Here is a 25,313-nt window from a genome sequence, read left to right as displayed (position 1 = left end):
CCTCAGGCGGACAGCATGCCGAGGATCTTCTCGAGCCCGGCCGGGATCTCGTCCTGCACCGCCTTGACGTTGACGTTGAGCGCGTACTCCTTCTTCACCTCGACCCCGCTGCTCGACTGGCGCTGATATGACGCCGAGACCTTGAAGTTCACCGGCCCCCAGCCGCCACTGGCACTGGCGTCGATGCCCAGCTTGTCGGACACGCTGCTGGTCTGCACCGAGTTGAGCTTGACGTTGAAGTCGATGATGACGTGCTCGATGCGCAGGCTGGGGATCTGCAGCATCGCCAGCAGCGGCACCTTGACGTTGACGTCGGTGACCTTGGCGGCGCCCGTGTCGTCGACGTCCTTCTTGGTGTGCGAGAAGTCGACCATCACCAGCTCGCGCTTCTGGGTCTGGGGGGCGGTCGTGAACCCCACCGCGTTGATGAACTCGACCGTGGCCAGCGACGATTTCACCTGCGCGTCGACGGCCGCCTGCAGCGGGCCGCCGATCATCTTCTGGAAGTCGATGTTGTTGAGTTCGGAGGTCAGGCTGGGCGCGGCCGGCAGCGCGCGGCTGGCAGCCCGCGCGGCCAGCTGGCCGGCCGACTGCGTGACGCGGGCGGCGCTGGCCAGGTTCGCCGCGTCCGTCGCGCCCGAGGCGGCGGCCTTCTTCGCGGCGGGTGCGGCGGTCTTCTTGATCGCAGGGGCCAGTGACGGGGTCGTCGGACGGGCGGTTTTCTGGGTTGCCATGACGTTCGCTCGCTCAAATGGGGTGGAGGGTTGATCAGTTTTTGCGGTTTCGGCCTGCGCGTCAACCGGAAACTGGGCGCACGTCCCGCAGGCGCGGTCGTCACCCACTCGAATCGCTTTGTGTCGGCGGCCGGTTTCCCGGCGCGATGTGTGACAGCGCGCCAACCCTTCGCATCACCGTGTCACCCCGCTTACCGCTTGCTCCGATCCCACACCCTTGAAACATTAACAACCGCTTAAGGTGCGCAGCAAGTAGCTGGCGCACGGCTTGTGCATGAGAGGCGTCGGCAGATCATTCAAGGAGTCTGACGATGTCGAACCCGACCGGGGCTGGTGCCGCCGCATGGCAGCCGTTTCCGAATTTCATGCAGATGAACAGCTACCTGCCCGGCTGGGCCTGGCGGCTGCTGCGGCTGTGCAGCGTGCTCGGCGCGCTGGCCGTGGCCGGCCTGCTGGCGCTGCGGCCCGAGCAGGGCCTGCCGCTGTTCTGGGGCCTGATCGTGCCGGTGCTGCCGCTGGTGTTCATGCTGACGCCGGGCATCTGGCGCAACGTCTGCCCGCTGGCCAGCAGCAACCAGGCGCCGCGCCGGCTCGGGCTGATCAAGAAGATCAACCAGAAGACGCTCGCCACCGGCGCGGCGTTTCCGATCGGTATCGGCCTGTTCATCGCCGCGATCCTGGCGCGCAAGCTGATGTTCAACACCAGCGGTGTCGCCACCGCCGCCCTGATCGTCGGCGCGATGGTGATGGCGTTTGCCGGCGGCATCGTCTTCAAGGGCAAGAGCGGCTGGTGCAGCAGCATCTGCCCGCTGCTGCCGGTGCAGCGTCTCTACGGCCAGACCCCGTTCCTGAAGATCGCCAACACCCAGTGCGAGCCGTGCGTGGGCTGCGCCAAGAACTGCTACGACTTCAACCCCGGCTCGGCGTATCTTGCTGACCAGTACGACGCCGACCCGAGCTACCGCGACTTCCGGCGCTTCTTCGCCGGCCTGTTTCCGGGCCTGATCCTGGGCTTCTACCTGGTGCCCGGCACCGCGCAGATCGGCGCCGGCGCGGTGGTGCTGCAGATGCTGCTCTACATGGCCAGCAGCCTGACCGTGTTCACGCTGCTCGACCTGCTGCTGAAGTCGACCCGCAACCGCCTGCCGGTGGTGTTCGCGGCGCTGGCGATCAATGTCTACTACTGGTTCGCGGCGCCGATCGTGCTCAACACGCTGCAGCAGCTGGGCGCGCCGATCGACCTGACGCTGGTCGGCGCCGTGCGCGCCGCCGTGGTGATCGCCAGCCTGGTGTGGATCGCACGGTCGATCCAGGCCGAGCGACTGTTCCTGAACGAGCAGGTGCGCCGTGGCCAGGGCGGCGAGATCCATCTCGCGCCGGTGGTGGTCGAGACCGTGCGCCTGCACCGCAACATCGTGCCGCGCCGGGTCGATGTCGAGCCGGTGGCATCGGACGCGCCGGCCGCCAACTCGGCGCGCATCCAGGGTGGCGACACCCAGCCCGGCGCGCTGGCGCCGCTCGAGGCAGCGCCGGCCGATGCCGTGGCACGCCCCCCGGCCGCTGCGGCACCCAAGGCCGGTTCGCGCCCCGAACTGCGCATCGAGCCCGAGGGCCGCTGCGTGCCGCTGAAAAAGGGCGCCAGCCTGCTCGACACCCTCGAGGGCTGCGGCGCGGCGATCCAGGCCGGCTGCCGCGCCGGCGCCTGTGGCGGCGACCCCATCGCGATCACCGGCGGCGCCGATTGCCTGGGCCCGATCGGCGACACCGAGCGCGCGACGCTGGCCCGCCTGGGCCACGCGTCGAACACCCGCATGGCCTGCATGGCGCGGGTACGCAATGCCGGTACCGTCACGGTCGAGCTCAAGCCGCATGCCGTCGATGCGCCCGGCGCTGCGCCTGCGCCCACACGCCACGCCGCACCGGCGGCCGTGTCGGTCGTGGCGTCGGTCGTGGCGCCGGTGGTAGCCAGGCACGACCGCTCGATCCGCAGCGTCGTCATCGTCGGCAACGGCGTGGCCGGCCTGACCGCGGCCGAGCACGTGCGCCGCCATCACCCGGATTGCGAGATCCACCTGATCGCCCGCGAGCGTTACCTGCCCTACAACCGCATGGCGGTCAGCGCGCTGATCAACCAGCGCTCGGGCATGCAGGGCATGGGCCTGAAGCCCGACGCCTGGTACGCCGAACAGCGCATCACGCACTGGCTCAACACCCGCGCCACCGACGTCGACACCACCGGCCGCCAGGTGCAGCTGGCGACCGGCGAGACGCTCGGCTACGACCGCCTCATCCTGGCCAACGGCAGCCAGGCCTGGATGCCGCCGGTGGAGGGTTTCGGCATCGCCGGCTCCTTCCTGCTGCGCCAGGCCAACGACGCGATGGCGATCCGCGCCTTCGTGCAGCGCCACGGCGCGCGCCACGCGGTGGTGGTCGGCGCCGGCCTGCTCGGGCTGGAGGCCGCGGCGTCCTTGCGGCAGCTGGGCCTGGGCGTGCAGGTGCTGAGCCTGAACGAGCAGGTGCTCGATCGCCAGATCGACCGCGCGGCCAGCGAGTTGGTGGTCGCGCACCTGAGCGGCCAGGGCATCGAGCTGGTCGGCAACGCCAAGCTGCGCCGGGTGGTGCGCAGCGCGGGCCGCATCAGCGCCATCCGGCTCGAGGACGGCCGCGAGCTGCCCACCGAACTGCTGGTGGTGTGCGCCGGCACCCGCGCCGAGCTGACGCTGGCGCACGCCGCCGGCCTGGCCACCGGCCGCGGCATCACGGTGGACGCGCAGATGCGCACCAGCGCCGAACACGTCTACGCGGCCGGCGACGTGGCCGAGTTCGAGGGCGAACAGTTCGGCCTGTGGGCGATCGCCGTCGCGCAGGGCGAGGTGGCGGCGCGCAGCGCGCTCGGGCTGGCCGCCCGCTTCGAATCGATCCAGCCGGTGACGGCGCTCAAGCTGCGTGGCATCGAGGTGCGCAGCGCCGGTGCGGCCGGTGCCGGCGGGGCCGGCCAGAGCGAGCTGCTGTGCGCCGGTTCGCTGGCCGGTGACGAACCCGACGAGGCCGACGCCGGGCCTGGCTACTGCAAGCTGGTGGTCGAGGAACACGCCGGGGGCGACCGCCTGATCGGCGTCGTGATCGTCGGCGCGCACGAGATCGGCGACGAGCTGCTCGATGCGGTCAAGCGCCGTGCCAGCCTGGCCTCGCTGCAGTCGTTGCTCGCCGGCCACCGCTGGCTGCTGCAGCCGGCCGAGGTGGCCCAGGCCCGGGTGGCGCCGACCCGGGGGGCGCCGACCGCGGTTCGGCGTGTCGGCTGAACAACGCCTCGATTTTCCGTTTCGGGGCTGTTCTGCAGGCCGGCCGCGACGCGGGCACACTGGCGGCGTGTTCCTGACGGGCCAGGAGGCCGGCGATGTCTGCAGATTCACTCGCGTCACCCGGGCGCCCGGCCGAGGCGCAGGCGGTGCTCGATTTCTGGTTCGGCCCACCCGGCGATCCCGGCCATCTGCAGCCCCGGCGCCAGTGGTTCGAGAAGGACGCCGCCTTCGACGCCCTGATCGGCACGCGTTTCGGCCCGCTGATCGAGAGCGGCCTGGCCGGTGAACTGATGTCCTGGGCCGACGAGACCGGCTCGGCGCTGGCCGAGATCATCGTGCTCGACCAGTTCCCTCGCAACCTGTTCCGTGGCACCCCGCGCGCCTTTGCCGGCGACAGCCTGGCACTCGAGGCGGCCACCCGGCTGGTCAAGCGCGGCGCCGACCGCAGGCTCAGCGGCGTGCAGCGCCAGTTCGTCTACCTGCCGTTCGAGCATGCCGAGTCGATGGTGGCGCAGCACTGTTCGATGGCGCTGTTCGAGCAGCTCGGGCGCGACGAACCCGGCCTCGCCGGCCTGCTCGACTGGGCCCGGCGCCATCACGACATCGTGGCGCGCTTCGGTCGCTTCCCGCATCGCAACCCGATCCTCGGGCGTGTCAGCACGGCCGACGAGATCGAGTTCCTGAAGCAGCCCGGTTCGGGGTTCTGAGCGCCCGGCGTGTCCTGCGAGTGCCCGGCCCGTGCCAGCGTCAGCGCGCCGGGTTGGCGCCGCCGGATGCCCCGGCCGCACCGGCTGGGGCCAGCACGCACAGCCCTTGCCGGCAGACCGCGCCGGGGTCGGCCTGAACCTGGCAGTTCGACATCAGGCCGCGCGCCTCGACCTCCTGGCGGCGCAGCTCGGATTGTTCACGCGCCAGCGCCAGCAGCCGCGTCTCGTCGCTGACGGCGGTCGACCAGGCCAGATGGCCTTCCGGGCCGCCGCAGGCCTTGTGACCGACCGGCAGGCTGCGGCACTGGCTGTCGGCGGTGCAGCGCGGCTGGCCGATCTCGATCCGGATGGCGGTCTGCAGTTCGGCCGCTTTCGACAGCGCCGGCTGCGGCGCGGCGCGGGGCTGCGGCGCTGCCGGATCGGCGCCGCTGGCGGCGGCGCAAGCGGCCAGTGACAGACCCAGGCCGAAGCCGATGACGGTGCTGACGGCCCACCGGCGGGTCGTGCGGGCGATGCGGCGAGACGGGTGGGGCAGGCGGTGTGGCATCGCGGTGGCTTGGTTCGAGGCGGTGCCGGCCACTTTAGCGCCGGGTGGGCGCGTCGCCGCCCGATCGGCTTGTCGCTTGGTGAGCAAGCGTGTCGCCCTGTCGCCGCGGCTGGCGTCCGTTCGTCCGTTCGATCGGGTCGGCCGGGGCGCTGCGGGACAATCCGGCCCATGAGGTTATTGCTCGCGCCCATGGAGGGGCTGCTCGACGCGCCGTTGCGCGACATCCTGACGCGTGTGGGCGGCGTCGACCGCTGCGTGTCGGAGTTCATCCGTGTCACCGGCACGCTGCTGCCCGAGCGCGTGTTCTTGCGCATCGTGCCGGAGCTCGAACACGGTTGCCGCACGCCGTCGGGCGTGCCGGTGCGGCCGCAGCTGATGGGGTCCGACGCCGCCTGCCTGGCCGACAACGCCGCCCGGCTGGCGCAGATGGGCGCCGAAGGGGTCGACCTGAACTTCGGCTGCCCGGCCCAGGTGGTGAACCGCCACGGCGGCGGCGCGGCGCTGCTGCGCGAGCCGCAGCGGCTGGCGGCGATCGTCGCGGCGGTGCGGCGCGCGGTGCCGGCGCACCTGCCGGTGTCGGCCAAGATGCGGCTCGGTTACGACCATGACGAACACGCGGTCGACTGCGCCCAGGCCCTGGTGGACGGCGGTGCCGCCGAGCTGGTGGTGCACGCGCGCACCAAGGCGCAGGGTTATCGCCCGCCGGCCTGGTGGGCCAAGGTGGCCGAGGTGCGCGCCGCCGTGCCGGTGCCGGTGGTCGCCAACGGCGAGATCTGGAATGCCGACGACGCGCTGCGCTGCCGCCGCGAAAGCGGCTGCGACGACCTGATGCTCGGCCGCGGCATGGTGGCCGACCCGGGCCTGGCGCTGGCGATCATCGCCCGCGGCCGACCGGTCGACGATGCGACGCAGACCGGCGTGCCGTGGGCCGACCTGCAACGGCTGCTGCAGCTGTTCTGGGCGCTGAACGCGCCGCGCATGAGCTCGCGCGACCGCATCGGGCGGGTCAAGCAGTGGCTCAACTTCCTGCGCCGCGTCCATCCGGGCGCCGAACTGGCCTTTGCCGAGCTGCGCACCCTCAGCGATCCGACCGTCGTCGAGGCCTGCCTGCAGCGCGGCTGGGGCGATGCACACGCCACGCCGGCCGTGCCGCAGGCCGGTCCGGGCGCCGAGCGGCCGTTGTTACAACAGCTCGCAACGGCGGCTTGACGCGTGCGGCCGGTCGTTACCATCATGCGCACCCCTTGCCGTACCGTGGAGTTTTGCGCGATGTCGAAGACCGATCTGTTGCCCGCCAGGATCCTGGCCTGCGCGCTGCTTGCCGTCGCGGCGCTGTGCATCACCACCACCGCCCGCGCGGCCGACGCCGGCGGCGCAGCGGTGACGGCGGCCGAATCGCCGTCGAGCGCGGCCTCGGGCTCGATCACCGGCGAGCTGGCCGAACGCGCCCGCGAGACCGGCGGCGCGATCGCCAAGGGCGCCAAGGAAGCCGCCTCGGCGATCGCCGGTGGCGCCCGCGAGGTGGGCGGCGCGGTCTCGCGCACCTCCCGCGAGGTCGGCGAGGCCGCCTCCACCCGCGCCCAGGGCGCCTGGAAAGCCACCAGGGAAGGCGCCCAGACCGTCGGCGCCGCAGCCAGCGCCGCCGCCAAGGCGGCCCGACGTGAATTCAAGGCGCGCCGCAGCGACGATGCCGCCTCCGCCCCCAACTGAGACATCGACCTTGACCTTGACCCCGAATGCGCCCGCCCCCTTGATCCGCTGGGACGAAGGCGGGCAGCCGCAGCAGGCACTCTGGCGCTGCGAGAGCGGCGGGGCGGTGCCGCACAAGGTGGTGCTGGCCGACGACCGCATCAACGCCGACACCGCCTGGCGCCTGGCCAGCGGCGGCACGGTGCTGCTGTGGCGCGGCGATTTCCACAACGCCCGCCTGCTGCTGCAGGCGCTCGCCCGGCGCGTCGACCGCAAGCCGCACAAGGCGCACACGCCGGCGTCGATCACCGAGGCCTTCCACCTGCACCGCATGGCGCAGGCGCAGCGCGCGCGGCTGCTGGGCGCGGTGCTGATCCCGGTCGACGCCGATCACGCGATCCCGCTGCGGCGTGCGCCCGACCTGCACGCGGCGCTGGGCGAGGCCTGGGGCGCGGCCGGTGGCCAGCCGTCGGTGGTGTCGCTGCGCGAGCTGCTCGGGCTGGTCGGCGCGCACGAGTGGCGCAAGAAGGGCGTCGAGATCGCGGCGCTGAAGGGGCGCATCCACCCGCACTACGGCGTGTTCTCGCCGGTGCGCGGCGAATACGTCGACCTGGTGGCGCAGGCACCGCTGCCGTCCGAGACCCTGGCCTTCGACATCGGCACCGGCACCGGCGTGCTGGCCGCGCTGCTGGTGCGCCGGGGTGTCGAACACGTGGTCGCCACCGACACCGACCCGCGTGCGCTGGCCTGTGCCGCCGACAACCTGGCCCGGCTCGGCTGCACCGCCCGGGTCGAACTGCTCAAGACCGACCTGTTCCCGAGCGGCCGCGCGCCGCTGGTGGTCTGCAATCCGCCGTGGCTGCCGGGCAAACCGAGTTCGGCGCTCGAACACGCCATCTACGACCCCGACAGCCGCATGCTGCGCGGTTTCCTGAGCGGCCTGGCCGCGCACCTGGCGCCCGGCGGCGAGGGCTGGCTGATCCTGTCCGACCTGGCCGAGCACCTGGGCCTGCGCACCCGCGAAACCCTGACCAGCTGGTTCGACGCCGCCGGCCTGCGCGTGATCGACCGCCTCGACATCCGCCCGCGCCACCCCAAGGCGGCCGACTCCAGCGACCCGCTGCACGCCGCCCGCGCCGCCGAGCTGACGTCGCTGTGGCGGCTGGGCGCCGTCTGAGTTCTTGGAGCGGGTGAGATGAGCGACGCCGCCTGGCAGTTCTGGATCGACCGCGGCGGCACCTTCACCGACGTGATCGGCTGCGACGCCGACGACCGCCTGCACCCCCTCAAGCTGCTGAGCGAGAACCCCGGCCAGTACGCCGACGCGGCGGTCGAGGGCATCCGCCGGCTGCTGGGCCTGCGCCCCGGCGAACCGATCACGCCGCAGCGTGTGGCCTGCGTCAAGATGGGCACCACGGTGGCGACCAACGCGCTGCTGGAGCGCAAGGGCGAGCGCACGCTGCTGGTGACGACACGCGGTTTCCGCGACGCGCTGCGCATCGCCTGGCAGGCACGCCCGCAGCTGTTCGAGCGCCGGATCGTGCTGCCCGAACTGCTTTACGAGACGGTGATCGAGGCCGACGAGCGCATCGGCGCCGACGGCACCGTCGTCACCCCGTTCGATCCCGATGCCCTGCGCGCCCAACTGCAGCAGGCCTTCGACACCGGCCTGCGCGCCTGCGCGATCGTCTTCATGCACGGCTGGCGCCACACCGCCCACGAGGCCGCCGCGGCCGAGCTGGCGCGCGCGATCGGCTACACGCAGGTGTCGGTGTCGCACGAGGTCAGCCCGCTGATGAAGCTGGTCTCGCGCGGCGACACCACGGTGGTCGACGCCTACCTGTCGCCGATCCTGCGCCGCTACGTCGACCGGGTGGCCGCGCAGATGCCGGGCGTGCGGCTGTTCTTCATGCAGAGCTCGGGCGGGTTGGCGCAGGCGCAGGCCTTTCATGGCAAGGACGCCGTGCTGTCGGGCCCGGCCGGCGGCATCGTCGGCATGGTGCGCACGGCGCTCGCCGCCGGGCACCGGCAGGTGATCGGCTTCGACATGGGCGGCACGTCGACCGATGTGTCGCATTTCAGCGCCGCGGCGGGCGAGGGCGGCGACGCCCAGTTCGAGCGCGTCTTCGAGACCCAGGTGGCCGGCGTGCGCATCCGCGCGCCGATGATGGCGATCCACACCGTCGCCGCGGGCGGCGGCTCGGTGATCCATTTCGACGGCGCGCGGCTGCGCGTGGGGCCGCACAGCGCGGGCGCCGATCCCGGGCCGGCCTGCTACCGGCGCGGCGGGCCGCTGGCCGTCACCGACGCCAACCTGCTGCTGGGCAAGATCGCGCCGGCGTTTTTCCCGCGCGTGTTCGGGCCCGACGCCGACCAGCCGCTCGACCCCGCCGCCGCGCGGGCCGGTTTTGCCGATCTGGCTGAACAAGTGACGCGAGCCAGCGGCCGGCCGACCACGCCCGAGCAGGTCGCGGCCGGCGCGCTACAGATCGCGGTGGCGAGCATGGCCAACGCGATCAAGCGCATCTCGGTGGCCAAGGGGCACGACGTCACGCGCTACACGCTGCAGTGTTTCGGCGGCGCCGGTGGCCAGCACGCCTGCGCGGTGGCCGATGCGCTGGGCATGCAGCGGGTCTGCATCCATCCGCTCGCGGGTGTGCTGAGCGCCTACGGCATGGGGTTGGCCGATCAGCTGGCGCTGCGCGAGGCCTCGCTCGAAATGGCGTTCGATGCGGCCGGACTGGCGGCGGCCCGGGCGCGGTTGCTCGATCTGCAGAGCGCCGCCGCCGCCGAGCTGACGACGCAAGGCGTGGCGAGCGACGGCCTGCGCATGCGCTGGCAGTTGCGGCTGCGCTATCAGGGCACCGACACCGCGTTGGCGCTGACGTGGGCACAGGTTGCGGCCCTGGATGCGGCGTCCGACGCCGCGTCGCTCGACGCGCTGCGGCTCGATTTCGAGGCCGCCTACCGCCAGCGTTTCGCCTTCCTGATGCCGGGCAGGCCGCTGCTGATCGAGGCGGTGGCGGTCGAAGTCGCCGCGCCCGGCCAGGGCCTGCCGGCGGCTGCGCCCGAGGCTGTCGCCGTGCCCCATGTGCCGACCGCGCACAGCGCCGTGTCGGTCTACACCGAGGCGAGCGACGGCACGCCGGGCTGGTGCGCGGCGCAGCTCTACCTCGGTGCCGATCTGCGCCCGGGCGCCACGCTCACCGGCCCGGCGATCGTGGCCGACCGCAACGCCACCACCGTGGTCGAGCCCGGCTGGCAGGCGACGCTCGACGCGGCCGGCGTGCTGGAGCTGCAGCGCGTGCTGCCACGCGCCTCGCGCCAGGCGCTGGGCACGGCGGTCGATCCGGTGCTGCTGGAGGTCTTCAACCAGCTCTTCATGGCGATCGCCGAGCAGATGGGCCAGCGGCTGCAGAACACCGCGCACTCGGTCAACATCAAGGAGCGGCTGGATTTTTCGTGCGCGCTGTTCGACGCCGACGGCGCCCTGATCGCCAACGCGCCGCACATGCCGGTGCACCTGGGCTCGATGGGCGAGGCGATCCGCAGCGTGATCGAGCGCAACCCGGCGCTGCGGCCGGGCGACGTCTACGCGCTCAACGACCCGTACCACGGCGGCACGCACCTGCCCGATGTCACCGTGGTCACGCCGGTGTGGCTCGACGGGGATGACCGGCCCGCTTTCTACGTCGCCTCGCGCGGCCACCACGCCGACATCGGCGGCATCAGCCCCGGCTCGATGCCGCCGTTCTCGACCACCATCGCCGATGAAGGCGTGCTGATCGACAACTTCCTGCTCGCCCGCAGCGGCGTGCTGCGCGAGGCCGAACTGCTGGCGCTGCTGGCCGGCGGCCCGTGGCCGGCGCGCAATCCGCAGCAGAACCTGGCCGACCTGCGCGCGCAGATCGCCGCCAACCAGAAGGGCGTGCAGGAGCTGCAGTCGATGGTGGCGCAATACGGCCGCGCCACCGTGGCGGCCTACATGCGGCATGTGCAGGACAACGCCGAGGCCTGCGTGCGCCGCGCCATCGGTGCGCTGCAGCAGGGCGGCCTCGGCACCGGCCGCTTCGAGCTGCCGCTGGACAACGGCGCGGTGGTGCGGGTGCAGGTCAGCGTCGACGCCGCCGAGCGCAGCGCGGTGATCGATTTCAGCGGCACCAGCGCGCAGTTGCCCAACAACTTCAACGCGCCCAAGGCGGTCACGCTGGCGGCCGTGCTGTACGTGTTCCGTACCCTGGTCGACGACCAGATCCCGCTCAACGCCGGCTGCCTCAAACCCTTGCAGGTGATCGTGCCCGCGGGCTGCATGCTCAACCCGAACCCGCCGGCTGCGGTGGTGGCCGGCAATGTCGAGACCTCGACCTGCGTCACCAACGCGCTCTACGGCGCGCTCGGCGTGATGGCGGCGGCGCAGTGCACGATGAACAACTTCACCTTCGGCAATGCACGCCACCAGTATTACGAGACGATCTCCGGCGGCTCGGGTGCCGGCGGGCTGTTCGATGCGCAGGGTGCGCTGGTCGGCGGTTTCGACGGCACCAGCGTGGTCCAGACCCACATGACCAACTCGCGCCTGACCGACCCCGAGGTGCTCGAATGGCGCTTCCCGGTGCGGCTGGAGTCGTACGCGATCCGCACCGGATCGGGCGGCGCCGGGTCTTGGCGCGGTGGCGACGGCGGCACGCGGCGCATCCGTTTCCTCGAGCCGATGAGCGCGGGCATCCTCAGCAACGGCCGCACGCAGGGTGCGTTCGGCCTGGCCGGGGGCTCGGCCGGGCAGGTGGGCGCCAACCGCATCGAACGCGCCGATGGCCGCGTCGAGCCGCTCGGCCACATCGGCGCGGTCGAGGTGGGCGTCGGCGACGTGTTCGTGATCGAGACGCCCGGCGGTGGTGGCTTCGGCCGCGGCCTGAATGACCCGGCAACATGACGAGCCCGAACCGCCACTCCCCCGTGCCCCTGATCGACTGGGCCAAGGCGATCGCCTCGCAGTTGATCGTCTGGCACCACCTGATGATCTACGGGCCGATGCGCAAGCAGGTCGATCCGCTGGCGCCCGAGCTGTTCGCCTGGCTGGCCGATCCGGCGCGGCTGGCGGTGCAGGTGTTCCTGGTGATGGGCGGCTTCCTGGCCGCTCGCGGCCTGATGCCCAGCCCGGGTGCTGCCGGGCAAGTCGGCCTGGGGCGTCTGCCGTCGCTGCTGTGGCAGCGCTACCGGAGGCTGGCGCGGCCCTACCTGGTGACGCTGCTGCTGGCCGTGCTGGGTGCCTGGGTGGCGCGCACGCTGATGGTCGATGCCGACACGCCTGCCGCGCCGAGCTGGCCGCAACTGCTGGCCAACGCGCTGATGCTGCAGGACATCGTCGGCCAGGACGCGTTGAGCGCCGGCATCTGGTACGTGGCGATCGATCTGCAGCTGTTCGCGCTGCTGGCGGGGCTTGCGGCGCTGCTCGGCGCCAGCCGCCTGCGTGGCGCGTGGCTGGCTGCCGCGGCGGTGGTGCTGGTCGCGGGCCTGGTGGCGGCCTCGCTGCTGTGGATCAATCGGCTGCCGGATGCGGACATGTGGGCGCCGTATTTCTTCGGCTCCTACGGCCTGGGCGTGCTGGCGCACTGGGCGGTGCAGGCGCCCGGCCGCTCGCAGCGCCTGGCCTGGCAGACGCTGATGGCGGTGCTGGTGCTGCTCGCCCTGTGGCTGGAGTGGCGCAGCCGCATCGCGCTGGCCGGGGTGGTGGCGCTGGCACTGGCGTTCAACCTGGGCCGCGGCTGGCTCGACCGCACCCGGCTGCAGCCGCTGGTGGTGCGCCTGTCGCGCATCTCCTACGGCGTGTTCCTGGCGCATTACCCGATCAGCCTGCTGGTGGCGGCCGGGGTGACCGCGCTGGCGCCGGATTCGCTCGAACTCAACCTGCTCGGCCTGGTCGGCACCTGGCTGGCCAGCCTGGCGGCCGGGCAGGCCCTGCACCGCTGGGTCGAGCCACCGGCGCGGCGCGCGGCTCAGCCGCTGGCGCACCCGCTGATCCGTCGGGCCTGAGCGGCCCGGGCACGGCGTGCCCGCGGGCCCAAGCCGGTCAGTGCCTGCGCATCAGCGTGTCGAGGGTGTCGATCAGCTCGACCCAGTCGGCGTCCTTGGCACGCTCGCTGCACAGCAGCGCGGCTTGCGCGGGGCTCCAGAACGGCGCCTCGGCCAGATCGACCCCGCCCGGCAGCGGCCCGTGCACGGTGATGAAACGTTCGATCGACGCGTGATCGTCGGGCAGTCCGAGCTGGGCGAACAGCTGGCTCAGGGTGTGGCTGGATGATTCCATGGCGTGAAACTCCTAGACAGCGATCGGCGACAGCGTGATTGATACCACGCCGACGCTGCCCTTGTCACCGGCCGGATCAACTCAGGCGCCACCGGCGCGCTGCAGCGCATCGGCCACCTCGCGCTGCAGGCGGCGCAGCGCGGCCCGTTCGGCATCGGGTGCCTGCAGGGCCGACCACAGCAGCGCCACCAGGTCGTGCGAGACCGCGTCGATGTCGGTCGGCTTGTCCTGCGCCACCACCTCCCACAGCAGGTGCTCCATCGGGCCGAGCACCATCGCGCGCATCAGGCGCAGCGGCACGTCCTGGCGGATCTCGCCGCTGGCCTGGCCGCGCGCCAGCAGGTCCATCAGCGGCGCGGTGTAGCGGCGCTGCAGCGGCAGGAAGCTCTCGCCCAGCTCCTGACCCTTCGATCGCCCCTCCGACAGCACCAGCGCGCACAGCCCGGTGCCCTGGATCAGGAACAGATGCAGGTGCGTGCGGATCAGGAACTGCAGCTGCGCGCGCACCGGCTGATCGCGCCGCAGGCCGGTCTCCATGGCCTGGATGATCTCGTCGTACCAGTCGCTGATGACACGCACGCACAGCTCGCGCTTGCCGCGGAAGTAGGTGAACACGGTCGCCTCGCTGATACCCAGGCGTTGCGCGATCTCGGTGGTGGTGGCGCGTTCGTAGCCCTTCTCGGCGAACACCTCGCGAGCGATCCGCAGGATGTCGCGGATGCGCTGCTCGCTCTTGGCGCTGGCGGGCTGGCGGCGGGTGGTGGTTGCGGGGCTGTCGTTCTGCATGAATTGAGTATCACTCAAAAATGCTTGTAAGGCGATCCATGTGCTGTTAGATTGGCGCTCGTCGCGCCGCCGTGATGCGGATCGCGCTGCCGGTTCAAGACCCGTCAGGGTTTGTATTGAGTAAAGCTCATCAATGCTCAGGACGGGCTCGACCCGCCGGGCCATCAGGAGACAGCCGATGTTCGAGTCCACCTTCACCTTCCCGCTCGGCGACGACATCGCCGCCCTGCGCGAGGCCGTGCGCGACTTCGCGCAAAACGAGATCGCGCCGCGCGCAGCCGACATCGACCGCGCCAACCAGTTCCCGGCCGACATGTGGATGAAGCTCGGCGACCTGGGCGTGCACGGCCTGACGGTGCCCGAGGAAGACGGCGGCACCGGCATGGGCTACGTCGCCCACATGGTGGCGATGGAAGAGGTCAGCCGCGCCAGCGCCTCCGTGGGCCTGAGCTACGGCGCGCACAGCAACCTGTGCATCAACCAGATCAACCGCAACGGCACGGCCGCGCAGAAGGCGCGTTACCTGCCCCGGCTGATCAGCGGCGAACACGTCGGCGCGCTGGCGATGAGCGAGCCCAACGCCGGCTCCGACGTCGTCAGCATGAAGCTGCGTGCCGACAAGCGCGGCGACCGCTACGTGCTCAACGGCAGCAAGATGTGGATCACCAACGGCGGCGACGCCGACACGCTGGTGGTCTACGCCAAGACCGAGCCGCAGATGGGCGCACGCGGCATGACGGCGTTCATCATCGAGAAGGGCTTCAAGGGCTTCAGCCACGGCACCCATCTCGACAAGCTCGGCATGCGCGGCTCCAACACCTACCCGCTGTTCTTCGAGGACTGCGAAGTGCCGGCCGAAAACGTGCTCGGCGGCGAGGGCAACGGCGCCAAGGTGCTGATGTCGGGCCTGGACTACGAGCGCGTGGTGCTCTCGGGCGGGCCGCTGGGCATCATGGCGGCCTGCATGGATGCGGTCGTGCCCTTCGTGCACGAGCGCAAGCAGTTCGGCCAGTCGATCGGCGAGTTCCAGCTGATGCAGGGCAAGCTGGCCGACATGTACAGCACCTTCCAGGCCTGCCGCGCCTACGCCTACGCGGTGGCGCAGGCCTGCGACCGCGGCGACCACAGCCGCACGCTGCGCAAGGACGCCGCCGGCGTGATCCTCTACACCGCCGAGAAGGCGACCTGGATGGCCGGCGAGGCGATCCAGGCGCTCGGCGGCGTCGGCTACACGAATGAATACCCGGTCGGCCGCCTGTGGCGCGACGCCAAGCTCTACGAGATCGGCGCCGGCACGTCGGAGATCCGCCGCATGCTGATCGGCCGCGAACTCTTCGCCGAGACCTGCTGACATGCCCGTCATCACCTCCAAGCTCAACCCGCGTTCGGCCGACTCACTTGCCAGCGCCGCCGCGATGCGCGCGCTGGTCGACGACCTGAACGCCAAGCTGGCGAAGATCGCCGAAGGCGGCGGCGAGGCCGCGCGCGCCAAGCACCTGGCGCGCGGCAAGCTGCTGCCGCGCGAGCGTGTCGAGATGCTGCTCGACCCGGACACGCCGTTCCTCGAGATCGCGCCGCTCGCCGCGCTCGGCATGTACCCCGAAAAGGACGGCAGCGACGCGGCACCCTGCGCCGGCATGGTCGCCGGCATCGGCCGCATCTCCGGGGTCGAGTGCCTGATCGTCTGCAACGACGCCACCGTCAAGGGCGGCACCTACTACCCGCTGACCGTCAAGAAACACCTGCGCGCGCAGGAGATCGCGCAGCAGAACCGCCTGCCGTGCATCTACCTGGTCGACTCGGGCGGCGCCAACCTGCCCAACCAGGACGAGGTCTTCCCGGACCGCGACCACTTCGGCCGCATCTTCTTCAACCAGGCCAACATGAGCGCCGCCGGCATCCCGCAGGTGGCCGTCGTGATGGGTTCGTGCACGGCCGGCGGCGCCTACGTGCCGGCGATGAGCGACGAAACCATCATCGTCAAGAACCAGGGCACGATCTTTCTGGGCGGCCCGCCGCTGGTCAAAGCCGCCACCGGCGAGGTGGTGACGGCCGAAGACCTGGGCGGCGGCGACGTGCACACGCGGTTGTCGGGCGTGGCCGATCACTTGGCTGAAAACGACCTGCACGCGCTGGCTCTGGCGCGTCAGGCGGTCGCGAACCTGAACTGGCGCAAGGACGTGCCGCTGCGCATGGCCGAACCGCGCGTGCCCAAGTACGACCCGCAGGAGCTGCTGTCGGTGATCCCGACCGACACCCGCAAGCCCTTCGACGTGCGCGAGATCATTGCCCGCATCGTCGATGGCAGCGAGTTCGACGAGTTCAAGGCCCGCTACGGCGCCACGCTGGTGTGCGGCTTCGCGCACATCGAAGGCATGCCGGTGGGCATCGTCGCCAACAACGGCATCCTGTTCTCCGAGAGCGCCAACAAGGGCGCGCACTTCATCGAGCTGTGCTGCCAGCGCAAGGTGCCACTCGTCTTCCTGCAGAACATCACCGGCTTCATGGTCGGGCGCAAGTACGAGAACGAAGGCATCGCGCGCGCCGGCGCCAAGATGGTCACGGCGGTGGCCTGCGCCAACGTGCCCAAGTTCACCGTCATCATCGGCGGCTCGTTCGGCGCGGGCAACTACGGCATGTGCGGCCGCGCCTACAGCCCGCGTTTCCTGTGGATGTGGCCGAACGCGCGCATCTCGGTGATGGGCGGCGAGCAGGCCGCCAGCGTGCTGGCCACCGTCAAGCGCGACGGCATCGAGGCCAAGGGCGGCGCCTGGAGCGCCGACGAGGAAGCGGCCTTCAAGGCGCCGATCCTCAAGCAGTACGAGGTGCAGGGCCACCCGTATTTCGCCAGCGCGCGCCTGTGGGACGACGGCGTGATCGACCCGACCGACACCCGTCGCGTGCTGGCACTCGGCCTGTCGGCGAGCCTGAACGCGCCGATCCCGGACGCCAAGTTCGGCGTCTTCCGGATGTGACCATGAGTGCCTCCACCCTCGACCTGCGCCGCCCCTCGCCCCATGTGGCCGAGGTCTGGCTCAACCGCCCCGACGTTCGCAACGCCTTCAACGACGACGTGATCGCCGAGCTGACCGCCACGTTCGGCTCCCTGGCCGCCGACCCCGACCTGCGCGTGATCGTGCTCGGCGGCCACGGCAAGGCTTTCTGCGCCGGCGCCGACCTGAACTGGATGCGCGCCATGGCCGACTACAGCTGGGAGCGCAACCGCGCCGACGCGCAGGCGCTGGCCGACATGCTGTGGGCGATCCACAGCTGTCCGGTGCCCGTGATCGGCCGCGTGCATGGCGACTGTTATGCCGGCGGCGTCGGCCTGGCCGCTGTCTGCGACGTGCTGGTGGCCAGCGAGGCGGCGAGCTTCTGCCTGAGCGAAGCCAAGCTCGGCCTGCTGCCCGCCACGATCGGGCCGTACGTGGTCAAGGCGCTGGGCGAGCGCGCCTCGCAACGCTATTTCCTGACGGCCGAACGCTTCAGCGCCACCGAGGCGCATCGGCTCGGTTTCGTGCACGAGCTGTGCGCACCCGATCAGATCGACGAACGGGTGCAGGCGCTCGTCACCTCACTCGTCGCCAACGGCCCGGCTGCCGTCAAGGCCTGCAAGCAGCTGGTGCAGGACGTGGCCGCCCGCCCGATCACCGCCGAGCTGCGCGACGACACCGCGCGCCGCATCGCCGACATCCGCTGCAGCGCCGAAGGCAAGGAGGGCGTGTCCGCCTTCCTGCAAAAACGCTCGCCAAGTTGGCTGGTCTGAGGAGACAAACACATGTTCAAGAAGATCCTGATCGCCAACCGCGGCGAAATCGCCTGCCGCGTGGCCACCACCGCGCGCCGCCTGGGCGTGCAGACCGTCGCCGTCTACTCCGATGCCGACGCCCGCGCGCAGCATGTGATGACCTGCGACGAGGCGGTGCACATCGGCGCATCCGCAGCGAAAGACAGCTACCTGCAATGGCAGCGCATCCTCGACGCCGCCAAGGCGACCGGTGCGCAGGCGGTGCACCCGGGCTACGGTTTCCTGAGCGAAAACGAGGACTTCGCGCGCGCCTGCGCCGATGCCGGCCTGGTCTTCATCGGCCCGCCGGTGGCGGCGATCGCGGCGATGGGCAGCAAGTCCGCCGCCAAGTCGCTGATGGAGCAGGCCGGCGTGCCGCTGGTGCCGGGTTATCACGGCGACAACAACGAGCCCGAGTTCCTACTGGCGCAAGCCGAGCGCATCGGCTTTCCGGTGCTGATCAAGGCCAGCGCGGGTGGCGGCGGGCGTGGCATGCGGCGAGTCGACCGGGCCGAGGATTTTCTGGCCTCGCTGGCCTCGTGCCAGCGCGAGGCGTCGGCCAGCTTCGGCAACGATCACGTGCTGGTCGAGCGTTACGTGACCCGGCCGCGCCACATCGAGATCCAGGTCTTCGGCGACACCCAGGGCAACTGCGTCTACCTGTTCGAGCGGGACTGCTCGGTGCAGCGCCGCCACCAGAAGGTGCTCGAAGAAGCGCCCGCGCCGGGCATGAGCGCGGAGCGCCGGGCCGAGATGGGCGCGGCGGCGGTCGCGGCGGCCAAGGCGGTCGGCTACGTCGGCGCGGGCACGGTCGAGTTCATCGCCGAACCGACCGACGACGGCGATCTGCGCTTCTATTTCATGGAGATGAACACGCGGCTGCAGGTGGAGCACCCGGTGACCGAGGCGATCACCGGCTTCGACCTGGTCGAGTGGCAACTGCGCGTGGCTTCGGGCGAGCCGCTGCCGGCCGCGCAGGCCGATCTCAAGATCCGCGGCCACGCGATCGAGGCGCGCATCTGCGCCGAGAACCCCGACGCCAACTTCCTGCCCGCCACCGGCACGCTCGACGTGCTGCGCTGGCCGGCGCACGTGGCTTTTCAGCGCGCAGGCGGCCCGGCGCCGAGCCGCCTCAAGGCGGGCCGCGCCCCCTCGAGGGGCGACTCCGGTACCCCGGAGGCGGGGGCTGACATCTTTGTGCGGGTTGACGCCGGCGTGCGCGAGGGTGACGCGATCAGCCCGTATTACGACTCGATGGTCGCCAAGCTGATCGTCTGGGGCGAGGACCGCGCCCAGGCCCTGGCGCGACTCGATGCGGCGCTGCGCGACACCCACATCGTCGGCTTGAACACCAACGTCGCCTTCCTGCGCCGGGTGGTCAACAGCGAGGCGTTTGCGAGCGCCGACCTCGACACCGCGCTGATCGAGCGCGAACGCGCCGTGCTGTTCGACCAGCCCGGCCTGCTGCTGGCGGTGGCCGCGGCCGGCGTGGCCGCGCATGCGCTGCAGAGCGAGGCGGCGCTGGAGACGGCCGACCCCTGGTCGCGGCGCGACGGCTGGCGCATCCACGGCGGGGCGCGGCGGCGTTTCGATCTGCTGGTGGCGCGCGAACACCACGTCGCCACGCTCGAACGGCTGCACGACGGCGCGCTGCGCCTGGGCGTCAGCGGCGCGAACTGCGTGTTCGATGCGCGAGCGCTCGGCGACGGCCACCACGACATCACGCTCGACGGCGAGCGCCATCGCCTGAGCGTCTACATGCAGGGCGAGCGCGTCACGGTGTTCGGCGCCGACGGCCTGCTGGAGCTGCAGGAGTTCGACCCGATCGCCCACGCGGGTGAAGCCGCGGTGGGCGGCCGTCTGACCGCGCCGATGCCCGGCAAGGTGGTGGCGCTGATGGCCAAGGCGGGCGACGTCGTCAAGCAGGGCCAGCCGCTGGCGGTGATGGAGGCGATGAAGATGGAGCACACGCTGGCCGCGCCGCGCGACGGCGTCGTCGCCGAACTGCTGTACGCGGTGGGCGATCAGGTCGGCGATGGCGCCGAGCTGCTGCGCCTGGCCGAGCAGTGAAACCTCTCCAAAGGATCACGTCATGAGCCCATTGCCCTCACGCGTCACGCTGGTCGAAGTCGGCCCGCGCGACGGTCTGCAGAACGAAAAACAGCCGGTAGCCGCCGCCCACAAGATCGCGCTCGTCCACGCGCTGCAGGGCGCCGGCCTTCGAGAAATCGAGGTCACCAGCTTCGTCAGCCCGAAATGGGTGCCGCAGATGGCCGACAACGCCGAGGTCATGGCCGGCATCACGCGCCAGCCGGGCGTGCGCTATTCGGTGCTGACGCCCAACCTCAAGGGCTGGGAGGCGGCGGTGGCGACGCGGCCCGACGAGATCGTCGTCTTCGGCGCCGCCAGCGAGGCTTTCAGCCAGCGCAACATCAACTGCTCGATCGCCGAATCCATCGAACGTTTTGCGCCGGTGGTGCAGGCCGCGCGTGCGGCGGGCGTCAAGGTGCGCGCGGCGATCTCGTGCGCGGTCGGTTGCCCGTACGAAGGCGACATCGCGCCCGAACGGGTCGAGCTGGTCGCCCGGCTGATGTCCGGCATCGGCGTGCAGCACGTCGGCGTGGCCGACACCATCGGCGTGGGCACGCCGCGCCGGGTGCAGGCGGCGCTCGAAGCCGCGCTGCGGCACTTCCCGATCGACGAGGTCAGCGGTCATTTCCACGACACCTACGGCATGGCGCTGGCCAACGTCTACGCCAGCCTGGAGCTGGGCATCCACACCTTCGACACCAGCGTCAGCGGCCTGGGCGGCTGCCCCTACGCCAAGGGCGCGACCGGCAACGTCGCGACCGAGGACGTGGTCTACCTGCTGCAGGGCCTGGGCATCGACACCGGCATCGATCTGGATGCGCTGATCGACGCCGGGGCGGCGATCCGCGCGGTGCTCGGCCAGCCGAACGGCTCGCGGGTGGCGCGGGCGCTGCTGGCCAGGCGGTCGGCGCCAGCAAGCTGATCGACCGGATTCAGTCCCCGAACGTGGCGCGGATGAGTGCCGGCGCCCACGAATCAGCGCGACCGAGCCGCAGGGACCGCCTTCAAGCCTCGAACAGCTTCTTCCAGCCCGCCACACCCAGCTTGTTCAGCGTCTCGATGTTGCGCTCGTAGATGTCGGCCGCATCCGGGAAGGCCGCCACCGCCTGCTCGATGCTGTCCTCGCGCAGCAGGTGCAGCGTGGGGTAGGGCGAGCGGTTGCTGAAGTTGCCGACGTCGTCGAACGCGGTGCCGTCGAACTGGTAGTCGGGGTGGAAGCTGGCGATCTGCAGGATGCCGTCGAGCTGCAGCTCTTCGAGCGCGCCGTCGGCCAGGTCGAGGAAGTCGTTGTAGTCGAGGAAATCGCCCAGCACCTGCGGGTGGATCAGCAGCGTGGTGTCGATCTTGTCGGCGCTGGCTTCGGCCAGCACTTCGAGTTCGCGGACCAGGTCGGCGAGCAGTTCTTCGGGCGTGGTGGCCGCGCTCACCACGTAGCGGATCTGCTCCTTGACGTGCACCGCCTTGGCGAAGGGGCAGAGGTTCAGGCCGATCACCGCGCGCTCCAGCCAGGTGCGGGTGGCGGCGATGACGTCGGCTTCGTTCGGGGTCTGGCTCATGGGGTGATCCACAGTCTCAAGGTTGGAGCAGGGCGGGCGTGCCGCCGAGCGCGGTCACGTCCAGGCCACGTTCGCGCAGCAGCGCTTCGAGCGCGGGCAGCAGCGGGCCCAGGCGTTCTTCGAGCGTGTCGCGCACGGTGTCGACCATCACCTGGGTGCCGCGTTCGATCTCGATGTTGAGCGCGCTGCCCGCGTCCTTGGCACCGAAGGTGGTCTGGCGCAGGGTTTCTGGGATCAGCCAGACCTCGAACCAACCCGCCTTGCGGTCGGCCTCGGCCACGGTCAGGCTGGCGCCGTTGATGGCGATGTAGCCCTTCGGGAAGACGTAGCGCATCCACGGTTGCGGCACGGCGATGCGCAGCACGTGGTTGTTCTCGGGCTGGCGCACTTCGGCCACGTGGGCCTGGAAGTCGACGTGACCCGAGATCGGGTGGCCGCCGATCTCGACGCCGTCGCGCGCGGCGCGTTCGACGTTGATGCGGCTGCCGACCTCGAGCGTGCCCAGTGTGGTGAGCATCAGGCTCTGCTGCATGACGTCGAAATCGGCGCGCTGGCCGCCGTGGTGGGCGGTGACGGTCAGGCAGACGCCGTCGCAGGCGACGCTGGCGCCGATCTCCTGGCCGTCGATGAAGCCCGGCGGGAATTCGAGCGTGAAGCTGCGCAGGCCGGGGCGGTCGGTGATGGCCACGACGGTGGCGACGGCTTGGACGATGCCGGTGAACATGGAGGTCTCTCGCTCGAAAGGGTCAGGAAGGTCAGGCGCCAAGATGGTAGGTGAGCTTGCCTTGCGCCAGCGCCACCACGCCCGCAGCCACCAGGGCGTCGACCAGCGCCTGCACCGCGCCGTCGCTCAGGTCGTGGCCGAGGTGCGACTGCAGGTGGCGCAGCAGCGCGCGCTGCGTCACCGGGCGCTTGGCACCGAGCTTTTGCAGCGTGGCGATCGCCTTGGCGCGGTCGGTTGCGGTGGCGATGTCGCGGGTGGGTTTGGCGGCTGGCGCGGCGGCTGGGTCCGGTGCCGTGCCAGCGCTGCGAGCCGGTGCGGCGGGCGGCAGGATGGCCGGCGACGTGTCGGCCCTGGCGCCGGCTTTCCGGGCCGGAGCCTGTTTCGCGGCCGCCTTTTTGGCTGGCACCTTCTTGGCGGCTGGCGCGACAGCAGGTGCCGGGCTTGCGGCGGGTGCGGTCACCGTCTTTGCTGCGGCCGTCTTCTTGGCGGGTGCCTTGCGCGCAGCCGTCTTGGCGGCGGTTTTCGTGGCGGCAGCCTTTCGAGCCGGCGCGGGCGTCGGTGCCGACTCAGTTGCCGTCGCGCGCGTCGAGCGGGTGGTGCGCGCCTTGCCGGCGGCGCTGACCGGTGCCGGCGTCGCGGCCGAGCCGACGATGTCTGCCGGCAGGCTGGCGTGCTGTTCGACCCGGCCACCGAGCTTGTTGGCGTGCGCCACCAGCTGGGCGAAGCCCTTGTCGCGCGAGACGATCAGGTAGCGCGCGTCCGGCTGGGCGGCGGTCAGGCGGCCGAGGTGGAAGGCGAGGTGGAAGTCGAGCGCGTTCGGCCCGGCCTTCTCGCACTGGATGTACTCGACCGCGTCACCCAGCGGCTGCAGCGCCCGCACCATCTCGATGGTGAGCTTGTTCTGGCTCGGGCCGTGGAAGATCTTGAGCTGGTGCCGGCCGCGTTCGAGCGCCGACAGGTCGGGCACCCGCAGCTGCACGTTCTCCATGTCGACGAGGATGCAGGTGAGGGTCATGTGGGCTCCAGGCAGCTGCGCGCAGGCGGGATTGCCTGCGCGCGGGACCCGGATCATCGGCGATTTCCGCCCGCGTCGACACCCGCGGGCGCTGTGACTCAGCTGCCGATCACGCCACCGTCGAGCTTGCGGATCACCACCGTGGCAGAACGCGGGCGGCCGCCCTGCTTGTGATCGGGCCAGTTGGAGATCTTGCCCGGCGCGTCCGGATCGCTGCGCTCGCTCGGGCTTTCACCCGGGTGCTGCACGTTGATGAACATCGTGGTGCTGTCGGGCGTCATGGTGGCGCCGGTGATCTCGCAGCCGCGCGGGCCGGTCAGGAAGCGGCGGATCTCGCCGCTGGCCGGGTCGGCCGCCAGCATCTGGTTGTTGCCCATGTTGACCAGGTCGCCTTTGCCCATCGCCGAGGTCGACATGTCGGTCTGGATCCACATCACGCCGCGGCCGTCCACCCACAGGCCGTCCGGGCAGCTGAAGGCGTCGCCCTTGATGTTGCCGCGGGCGTCGGCGCGCTCGAGCGCCGGGTCGCCGGCCAGCACGAAGTGCTTCCAGGTGAAGGTGGTGCCGCTGTAGTCGCCGTCGTCGAGCCACTCGATGATGTTGCCCATCGTGTTGTTGGCACGCGGGTTGGCGGCGTCGGTGGCGGGCTGCTTGTCGCGGCCGCGGTTGCTGTTGTTGGTCAGCGTGCAGTAGACCTTGCGGGTCTTGGGGTCGACCGCGGTCCACTCCGGGCGGTCCATCTTGGTGGCGCGCAGTGCATCGCTGGCCTGGCGGCTCTTGATCAGCACCTCGCCCTGGTCGGCAAAGCCGTTGGCCGCCGTCAGCGGGCCTTGGCCATGCACCAGCGGCAGCCAGGTGCCCTTGCCTTCGGCGTCGAAACGGGCGACGTAGAGCGTGCCGTGGTCGAGCAGCGTGGCGTTGGCGGCCGCGCCGCCGGCCTTGATGGCGTCGCGGCTGACGAACTTGTAGATGTATTCGAAGCGGGCGTCCTCGCCCATATAGACCACGGCGCGCTGGTCCTTGGTGACGGCGACGGTCGCGCCTTCATGCGCGGCCCGGCCGAGCGCAGTGCGCTTGACCGGGGTCGAGCCGGGCTTGGCCGGGTCGATCTCGACCACCCAGCCGTGGCGGTTCGGCTCGTTGGGGTTCTTGACGGCGTCGAAACGCTCGTCGAACTCGTGCCAGCGGTAGAGCGTGTCGTCGACCTTCTTCAGGCCCCAGCGCTTGCCGTGGGCATCCGGCGAGGCCGGTCCGTTGAAATAGTTGATGAAGTTCTCTTCGCAGGTCAGGTAGGTGCCCCACGGGGTCATGCCGCTGCCGCAGTTGTTGAAGGTGCCCAGCACCTTCGTGCCGCTCGGGTCGGCGGCGGTCTTCGTCAGGGCATGGCCGGCGGCCGGGCCGGCCAGCGTCATCGGCGTGGTGGCGGTGATGCGGCGGGCGAACTTCGAGGGCAGCACCTGCTGCCAGCGGCCGTCCTTGAGTTCGACCTCGATCACCGACACGCCGTGCGCGGCCTGCGACTTCTTGACCTTGTTGGCGGTCCAGACGCCGGTGCCCTTGGTGTGCAGCAGGCCGTCGTCGACGTATTCGTGGTTCATCACCAGCAGGCCGCGCTTGGCGCCATCCTGGGCATAGAAGTGGATGCCGTCGTGGTGCATGCCGAGCTGGGCTTCCTGCTCGGCGAAGGTGTTGCTGCCGTCGAACTTGAACGCCGGCATGCGGCCTTCGATGCCGACCGGCTCGCCCCAGGCGGCGATCACCTGCGCCACGTAGCCGGGCGGAACGGTGATGGTGTCGGCGGTCGACACCGGCACGCTCTTGAAGCCCAGCAGCGGGCCGCCACTGCTGGCGCCGAGCGTGGCGCAACCGGCCAGGCCGAGCGGCGCGAGCGTGCCGCCCAGCAGCGCGCCCAGGCCACCGCGCAGCACCACGCGGCGGCTCGGTTCGGAGACCTCGTGGATGCTCCGGTTGGCCGAGCGGTTGCTGTCTTCCATGGTCGAAAAGTCTTTGGACATTCGTGTGCTCCGTCGCGGATCGATTCTGTAGAAGCGCGCACGATGGCAGCGCC

At 70.9% G+C, this 25,313-nt stretch carries 20 protein-coding genes; 12 read left to right on the top strand and 8 right to left on the bottom strand.

From position 1 onward, the window contains the following. Positions 1-2: 2 nt before the first annotated feature. Positions 3-734 (bottom strand): DUF2589 domain-containing protein, encoded by a 732-nt coding sequence (locus tag LCHO_RS10680; RefSeq protein ID WP_012347157.1) that lies wholly within the window; start codon positions 732-734, stop codon positions 3-5. A gap of 311 nt (positions 735-1,045) precedes the next feature. Here LCHO_RS10680 and LCHO_RS22120 point away from each other — a divergent pair, with 311 nt between their 5' ends. Continuing rightward, positions 1,046-4,036, top strand: a complete 2,991-nt coding sequence (locus tag LCHO_RS22120) for an FAD-dependent oxidoreductase (RefSeq protein WP_012347156.1) — start codon at positions 1,046-1,048, stop codon at positions 4,034-4,036. 95 nt (positions 4,037-4,131) lie between these two features. Then, positions 4,132-4,743: a DUF924 family protein gene (locus LCHO_RS10670; protein ID WP_012347155.1), complete on the top strand. Its 612-nt coding sequence runs from the start codon at positions 4,132-4,134 to the stop codon at positions 4,741-4,743. A gap of 40 nt (positions 4,744-4,783) precedes the next feature. On the opposite strand, the gene LCHO_RS22115 is transcribed toward LCHO_RS10670, so the two are convergent. Then, complete coding sequence (locus LCHO_RS22115; protein WP_012347154.1) at positions 4,784-5,290, bottom strand: hypothetical protein; 507 nt, start codon at positions 5,288-5,290, stop codon at positions 4,784-4,786. Positions 5,291-5,458: 168 nt separating this feature from the next. Here LCHO_RS22115 and LCHO_RS10660 point away from each other — a divergent pair, with 168 nt between their 5' ends. Genes LCHO_RS10660 through LCHO_RS10640 form a run of 5 tightly spaced genes read left to right on the top strand, consistent with a single transcriptional unit; the run spans position 5,459 to position 13,012 of the window. Continuing rightward, entirely contained in the window at positions 5,459-6,499 is a 1,041-nt protein-coding gene (locus tag LCHO_RS10660) for a tRNA dihydrouridine synthase (protein ID WP_050757335.1), read from the top strand. A gap of 60 nt (positions 6,500-6,559) precedes the next feature. Continuing rightward, complete coding sequence (locus LCHO_RS10655) at positions 6,560-7,000, top strand: hypothetical protein (RefSeq protein ID WP_012347152.1); 441 nt, start codon at positions 6,560-6,562, stop codon at positions 6,998-7,000. Then, positions 6,978-8,156 carry a 50S ribosomal protein L11 methyltransferase gene (locus LCHO_RS10650; RefSeq protein ID WP_012347151.1) on the top strand — a complete coding sequence of 393 codons (1,179 nt, stop codon included), beginning with the start codon at positions 6,978-6,980 and terminating at the stop codon, positions 8,154-8,156. Before LCHO_RS10655 ends, LCHO_RS10650 begins: the two co-directional genes overlap by 23 nt. Before the next feature lie 18 nt (positions 8,157-8,174). Further along, positions 8,175-11,912 (top strand): hydantoinase B/oxoprolinase family protein, encoded by a 3,738-nt coding sequence (locus tag LCHO_RS10645; protein ID WP_012347150.1) that lies wholly within the window; start codon positions 8,175-8,177, stop codon positions 11,910-11,912. Then, positions 11,909-13,012 carry an acyltransferase family protein gene (locus tag LCHO_RS10640; RefSeq protein ID WP_012347149.1) on the top strand — a complete coding sequence of 368 codons (1,104 nt, stop codon included), beginning with the start codon at positions 11,909-11,911 and terminating at the stop codon, positions 13,010-13,012. Before LCHO_RS10645 ends, LCHO_RS10640 begins: the two co-directional genes overlap by 4 nt. Before the next feature lie 37 nt (positions 13,013-13,049). On the opposite strand, the gene LCHO_RS10635 is transcribed toward LCHO_RS10640, so the two are convergent. Next, positions 13,050-13,286, bottom strand: coding sequence for a DUF2789 domain-containing protein (locus tag LCHO_RS10635; RefSeq protein WP_012347148.1), 237 nt, complete (start codon positions 13,284-13,286; stop codon positions 13,050-13,052). Positions 13,287-13,367: 81 nt separating this feature from the next. Further along, complete coding sequence (locus LCHO_RS10630; RefSeq protein ID WP_012347147.1) at positions 13,368-14,072, bottom strand: TetR/AcrR family transcriptional regulator; 705 nt, start codon at positions 14,070-14,072, stop codon at positions 13,368-13,370. A 178-nt stretch (positions 14,073-14,250) separates the two neighbouring features. On the opposite strand from LCHO_RS10630, the gene LCHO_RS10625 reads away from it, so the two are divergent. Genes LCHO_RS10625 through LCHO_RS10605 form a run of 5 tightly spaced genes read left to right on the top strand, consistent with a single transcriptional unit; the run spans position 14,251 to position 20,872 of the window. After that, on the top strand, positions 14,251-15,423 hold the full coding sequence (locus tag LCHO_RS10625; RefSeq protein ID WP_012347146.1) for an isovaleryl-CoA dehydrogenase: 1,173 nt from the start codon (positions 14,251-14,253) through the stop codon (positions 15,421-15,423). Between the two features lies 1 nt (position 15,424). Then, positions 15,425-17,047: a carboxyl transferase domain-containing protein gene (locus LCHO_RS10620; RefSeq protein ID WP_012347145.1), complete on the top strand. Its 1,623-nt coding sequence runs from the start codon at positions 15,425-15,427 to the stop codon at positions 17,045-17,047. Positions 17,048-17,049: 2 nt separating this feature from the next. Beyond that, on the top strand, positions 17,050-17,838 hold the full coding sequence (locus LCHO_RS10615) for an enoyl-CoA hydratase/isomerase family protein (RefSeq protein ID WP_012347144.1): 789 nt from the start codon (positions 17,050-17,052) through the stop codon (positions 17,836-17,838). Between the two features lie 12 nt (positions 17,839-17,850). Beyond that, complete coding sequence (locus LCHO_RS10610; protein ID WP_012347143.1) at positions 17,851-19,929, top strand: acetyl/propionyl/methylcrotonyl-CoA carboxylase subunit alpha; 2,079 nt, start codon at positions 17,851-17,853, stop codon at positions 19,927-19,929. Between the two features lie 22 nt (positions 19,930-19,951). Beyond that, the gene (locus LCHO_RS10605) at positions 19,952-20,872 is read left to right on the top strand and encodes a hydroxymethylglutaryl-CoA lyase (protein ID WP_012347142.1); all 921 of its coding nucleotides are present in this window, start codon (positions 19,952-19,954) and stop codon (positions 20,870-20,872) included. A gap of 82 nt (positions 20,873-20,954) precedes the next feature. Here the strand turns inward: LCHO_RS10605 and LCHO_RS10600 are convergent, their stop codons facing one another. The 4 genes from LCHO_RS10600 to LCHO_RS10580 form a co-directional block, all read right to left on the bottom strand. After that, positions 20,955-21,506: a DUF1415 domain-containing protein gene (locus LCHO_RS10600; RefSeq protein WP_012347141.1), complete on the bottom strand. Its 552-nt coding sequence runs from the start codon at positions 21,504-21,506 to the stop codon at positions 20,955-20,957. 16 nt (positions 21,507-21,522) lie between these two features. Further along, entirely contained in the window at positions 21,523-22,230 is a 708-nt protein-coding gene (locus LCHO_RS10595; RefSeq protein WP_012347140.1) for a riboflavin synthase, read from the bottom strand. A gap of 31 nt (positions 22,231-22,261) precedes the next feature. Further along, positions 22,262-23,245, bottom strand: coding sequence for a PIN domain-containing protein (locus LCHO_RS22110; protein WP_012347139.1), 984 nt, complete (start codon positions 23,243-23,245; stop codon positions 22,262-22,264). Positions 23,246-23,343: 98 nt separating this feature from the next. Beyond that, positions 23,344-25,260: a PhoX family protein gene (locus LCHO_RS10580; RefSeq protein ID WP_012347138.1), complete on the bottom strand. Its 1,917-nt coding sequence runs from the start codon at positions 25,258-25,260 to the stop codon at positions 23,344-23,346. Positions 25,261-25,313 lie beyond the last annotated feature (53 nt).

Source organism: Leptothrix cholodnii SP-6, from assembly GCF_000019785.1.
GTDB lineage: Bacteria > Pseudomonadota > Gammaproteobacteria > Burkholderiales > Burkholderiaceae_C > Sphaerotilus > Sphaerotilus cholodnii.
This window is presented reverse-complemented; position numbering and strand designations above follow the sequence as displayed.

What these genes read in the sequence shown, in the direction of transcription:
- LCHO_RS22115 (WP_012347154.1), bottom strand. Translation starts at nt 5,290, where the DNA reads ATGCCACACCGCCTGCCCCACCCGTCTCGCCGCATCGCCCGCACGACC.
- LCHO_RS10660 (WP_050757335.1), top strand. Translation starts at nt 5,459, where the DNA reads ATGAGGTTATTGCTCGCGCCCATGGAGGGGCTGCTCGACGCGCCGTTG.
- LCHO_RS10605 (WP_012347142.1), top strand. Translation starts at nt 19,952, where the DNA reads ATGAGCCCATTGCCCTCACGCGTCACGCTGGTCGAAGTCGGCCCGCGC.
- LCHO_RS10655 (WP_012347152.1), top strand. Translation starts at nt 6,560, where the DNA reads ATGTCGAAGACCGATCTGTTGCCCGCCAGGATCCTGGCCTGCGCGCTG.
- LCHO_RS10620 (WP_012347145.1), top strand. Translation starts at nt 15,425, where the DNA reads ATGCCCGTCATCACCTCCAAGCTCAACCCGCGTTCGGCCGACTCACTT.
- LCHO_RS10630 (WP_012347147.1), bottom strand. Translation starts at nt 14,072, where the DNA reads ATGCAGAACGACAGCCCCGCAACCACCACCCGCCGCCAGCCCGCCAGC.
- LCHO_RS10640 (WP_012347149.1), top strand. Translation starts at nt 11,909, where the DNA reads ATGACGAGCCCGAACCGCCACTCCCCCGTGCCCCTGATCGACTGGGCC.
- LCHO_RS10600 (WP_012347141.1), bottom strand. Translation starts at nt 21,506, where the DNA reads ATGAGCCAGACCCCGAACGAAGCCGACGTCATCGCCGCCACCCGCACC.
- LCHO_RS10670 (WP_012347155.1), top strand. Translation starts at nt 4,132, where the DNA reads ATGTCTGCAGATTCACTCGCGTCACCCGGGCGCCCGGCCGAGGCGCAG.
- LCHO_RS10610 (WP_012347143.1), top strand. Translation starts at nt 17,851, where the DNA reads ATGTTCAAGAAGATCCTGATCGCCAACCGCGGCGAAATCGCCTGCCGC.
- LCHO_RS10645 (WP_012347150.1), top strand. Translation starts at nt 8,175, where the DNA reads ATGAGCGACGCCGCCTGGCAGTTCTGGATCGACCGCGGCGGCACCTTC.
- LCHO_RS10580 (WP_012347138.1), bottom strand. Translation starts at nt 25,260, where the DNA reads ATGTCCAAAGACTTTTCGACCATGGAAGACAGCAACCGCTCGGCCAAC.
- LCHO_RS10680 (WP_012347157.1), bottom strand. Translation starts at nt 734, where the DNA reads ATGGCAACCCAGAAAACCGCCCGTCCGACGACCCCGTCACTGGCCCCT.
- LCHO_RS10650 (WP_012347151.1), top strand. Translation starts at nt 6,978, where the DNA reads ATGCCGCCTCCGCCCCCAACTGAGACATCGACCTTGACCTTGACCCCG.
- LCHO_RS10615 (WP_012347144.1), top strand. Translation starts at nt 17,050, where the DNA reads ATGAGTGCCTCCACCCTCGACCTGCGCCGCCCCTCGCCCCATGTGGCC.
- LCHO_RS22120 (WP_012347156.1), top strand. Translation starts at nt 1,046, where the DNA reads ATGTCGAACCCGACCGGGGCTGGTGCCGCCGCATGGCAGCCGTTTCCG.
- LCHO_RS10625 (WP_012347146.1), top strand. Translation starts at nt 14,251, where the DNA reads ATGTTCGAGTCCACCTTCACCTTCCCGCTCGGCGACGACATCGCCGCC.
- LCHO_RS10635 (WP_012347148.1), bottom strand. Translation starts at nt 13,286, where the DNA reads ATGGAATCATCCAGCCACACCCTGAGCCAGCTGTTCGCCCAGCTCGGA.
- LCHO_RS10595 (WP_012347140.1), bottom strand. Translation starts at nt 22,230, where the DNA reads ATGTTCACCGGCATCGTCCAAGCCGTCGCCACCGTCGTGGCCATCACC.
- LCHO_RS22110 (WP_012347139.1), bottom strand. Translation starts at nt 23,245, where the DNA reads ATGACCCTCACCTGCATCCTCGTCGACATGGAGAACGTGCAGCTGCGG.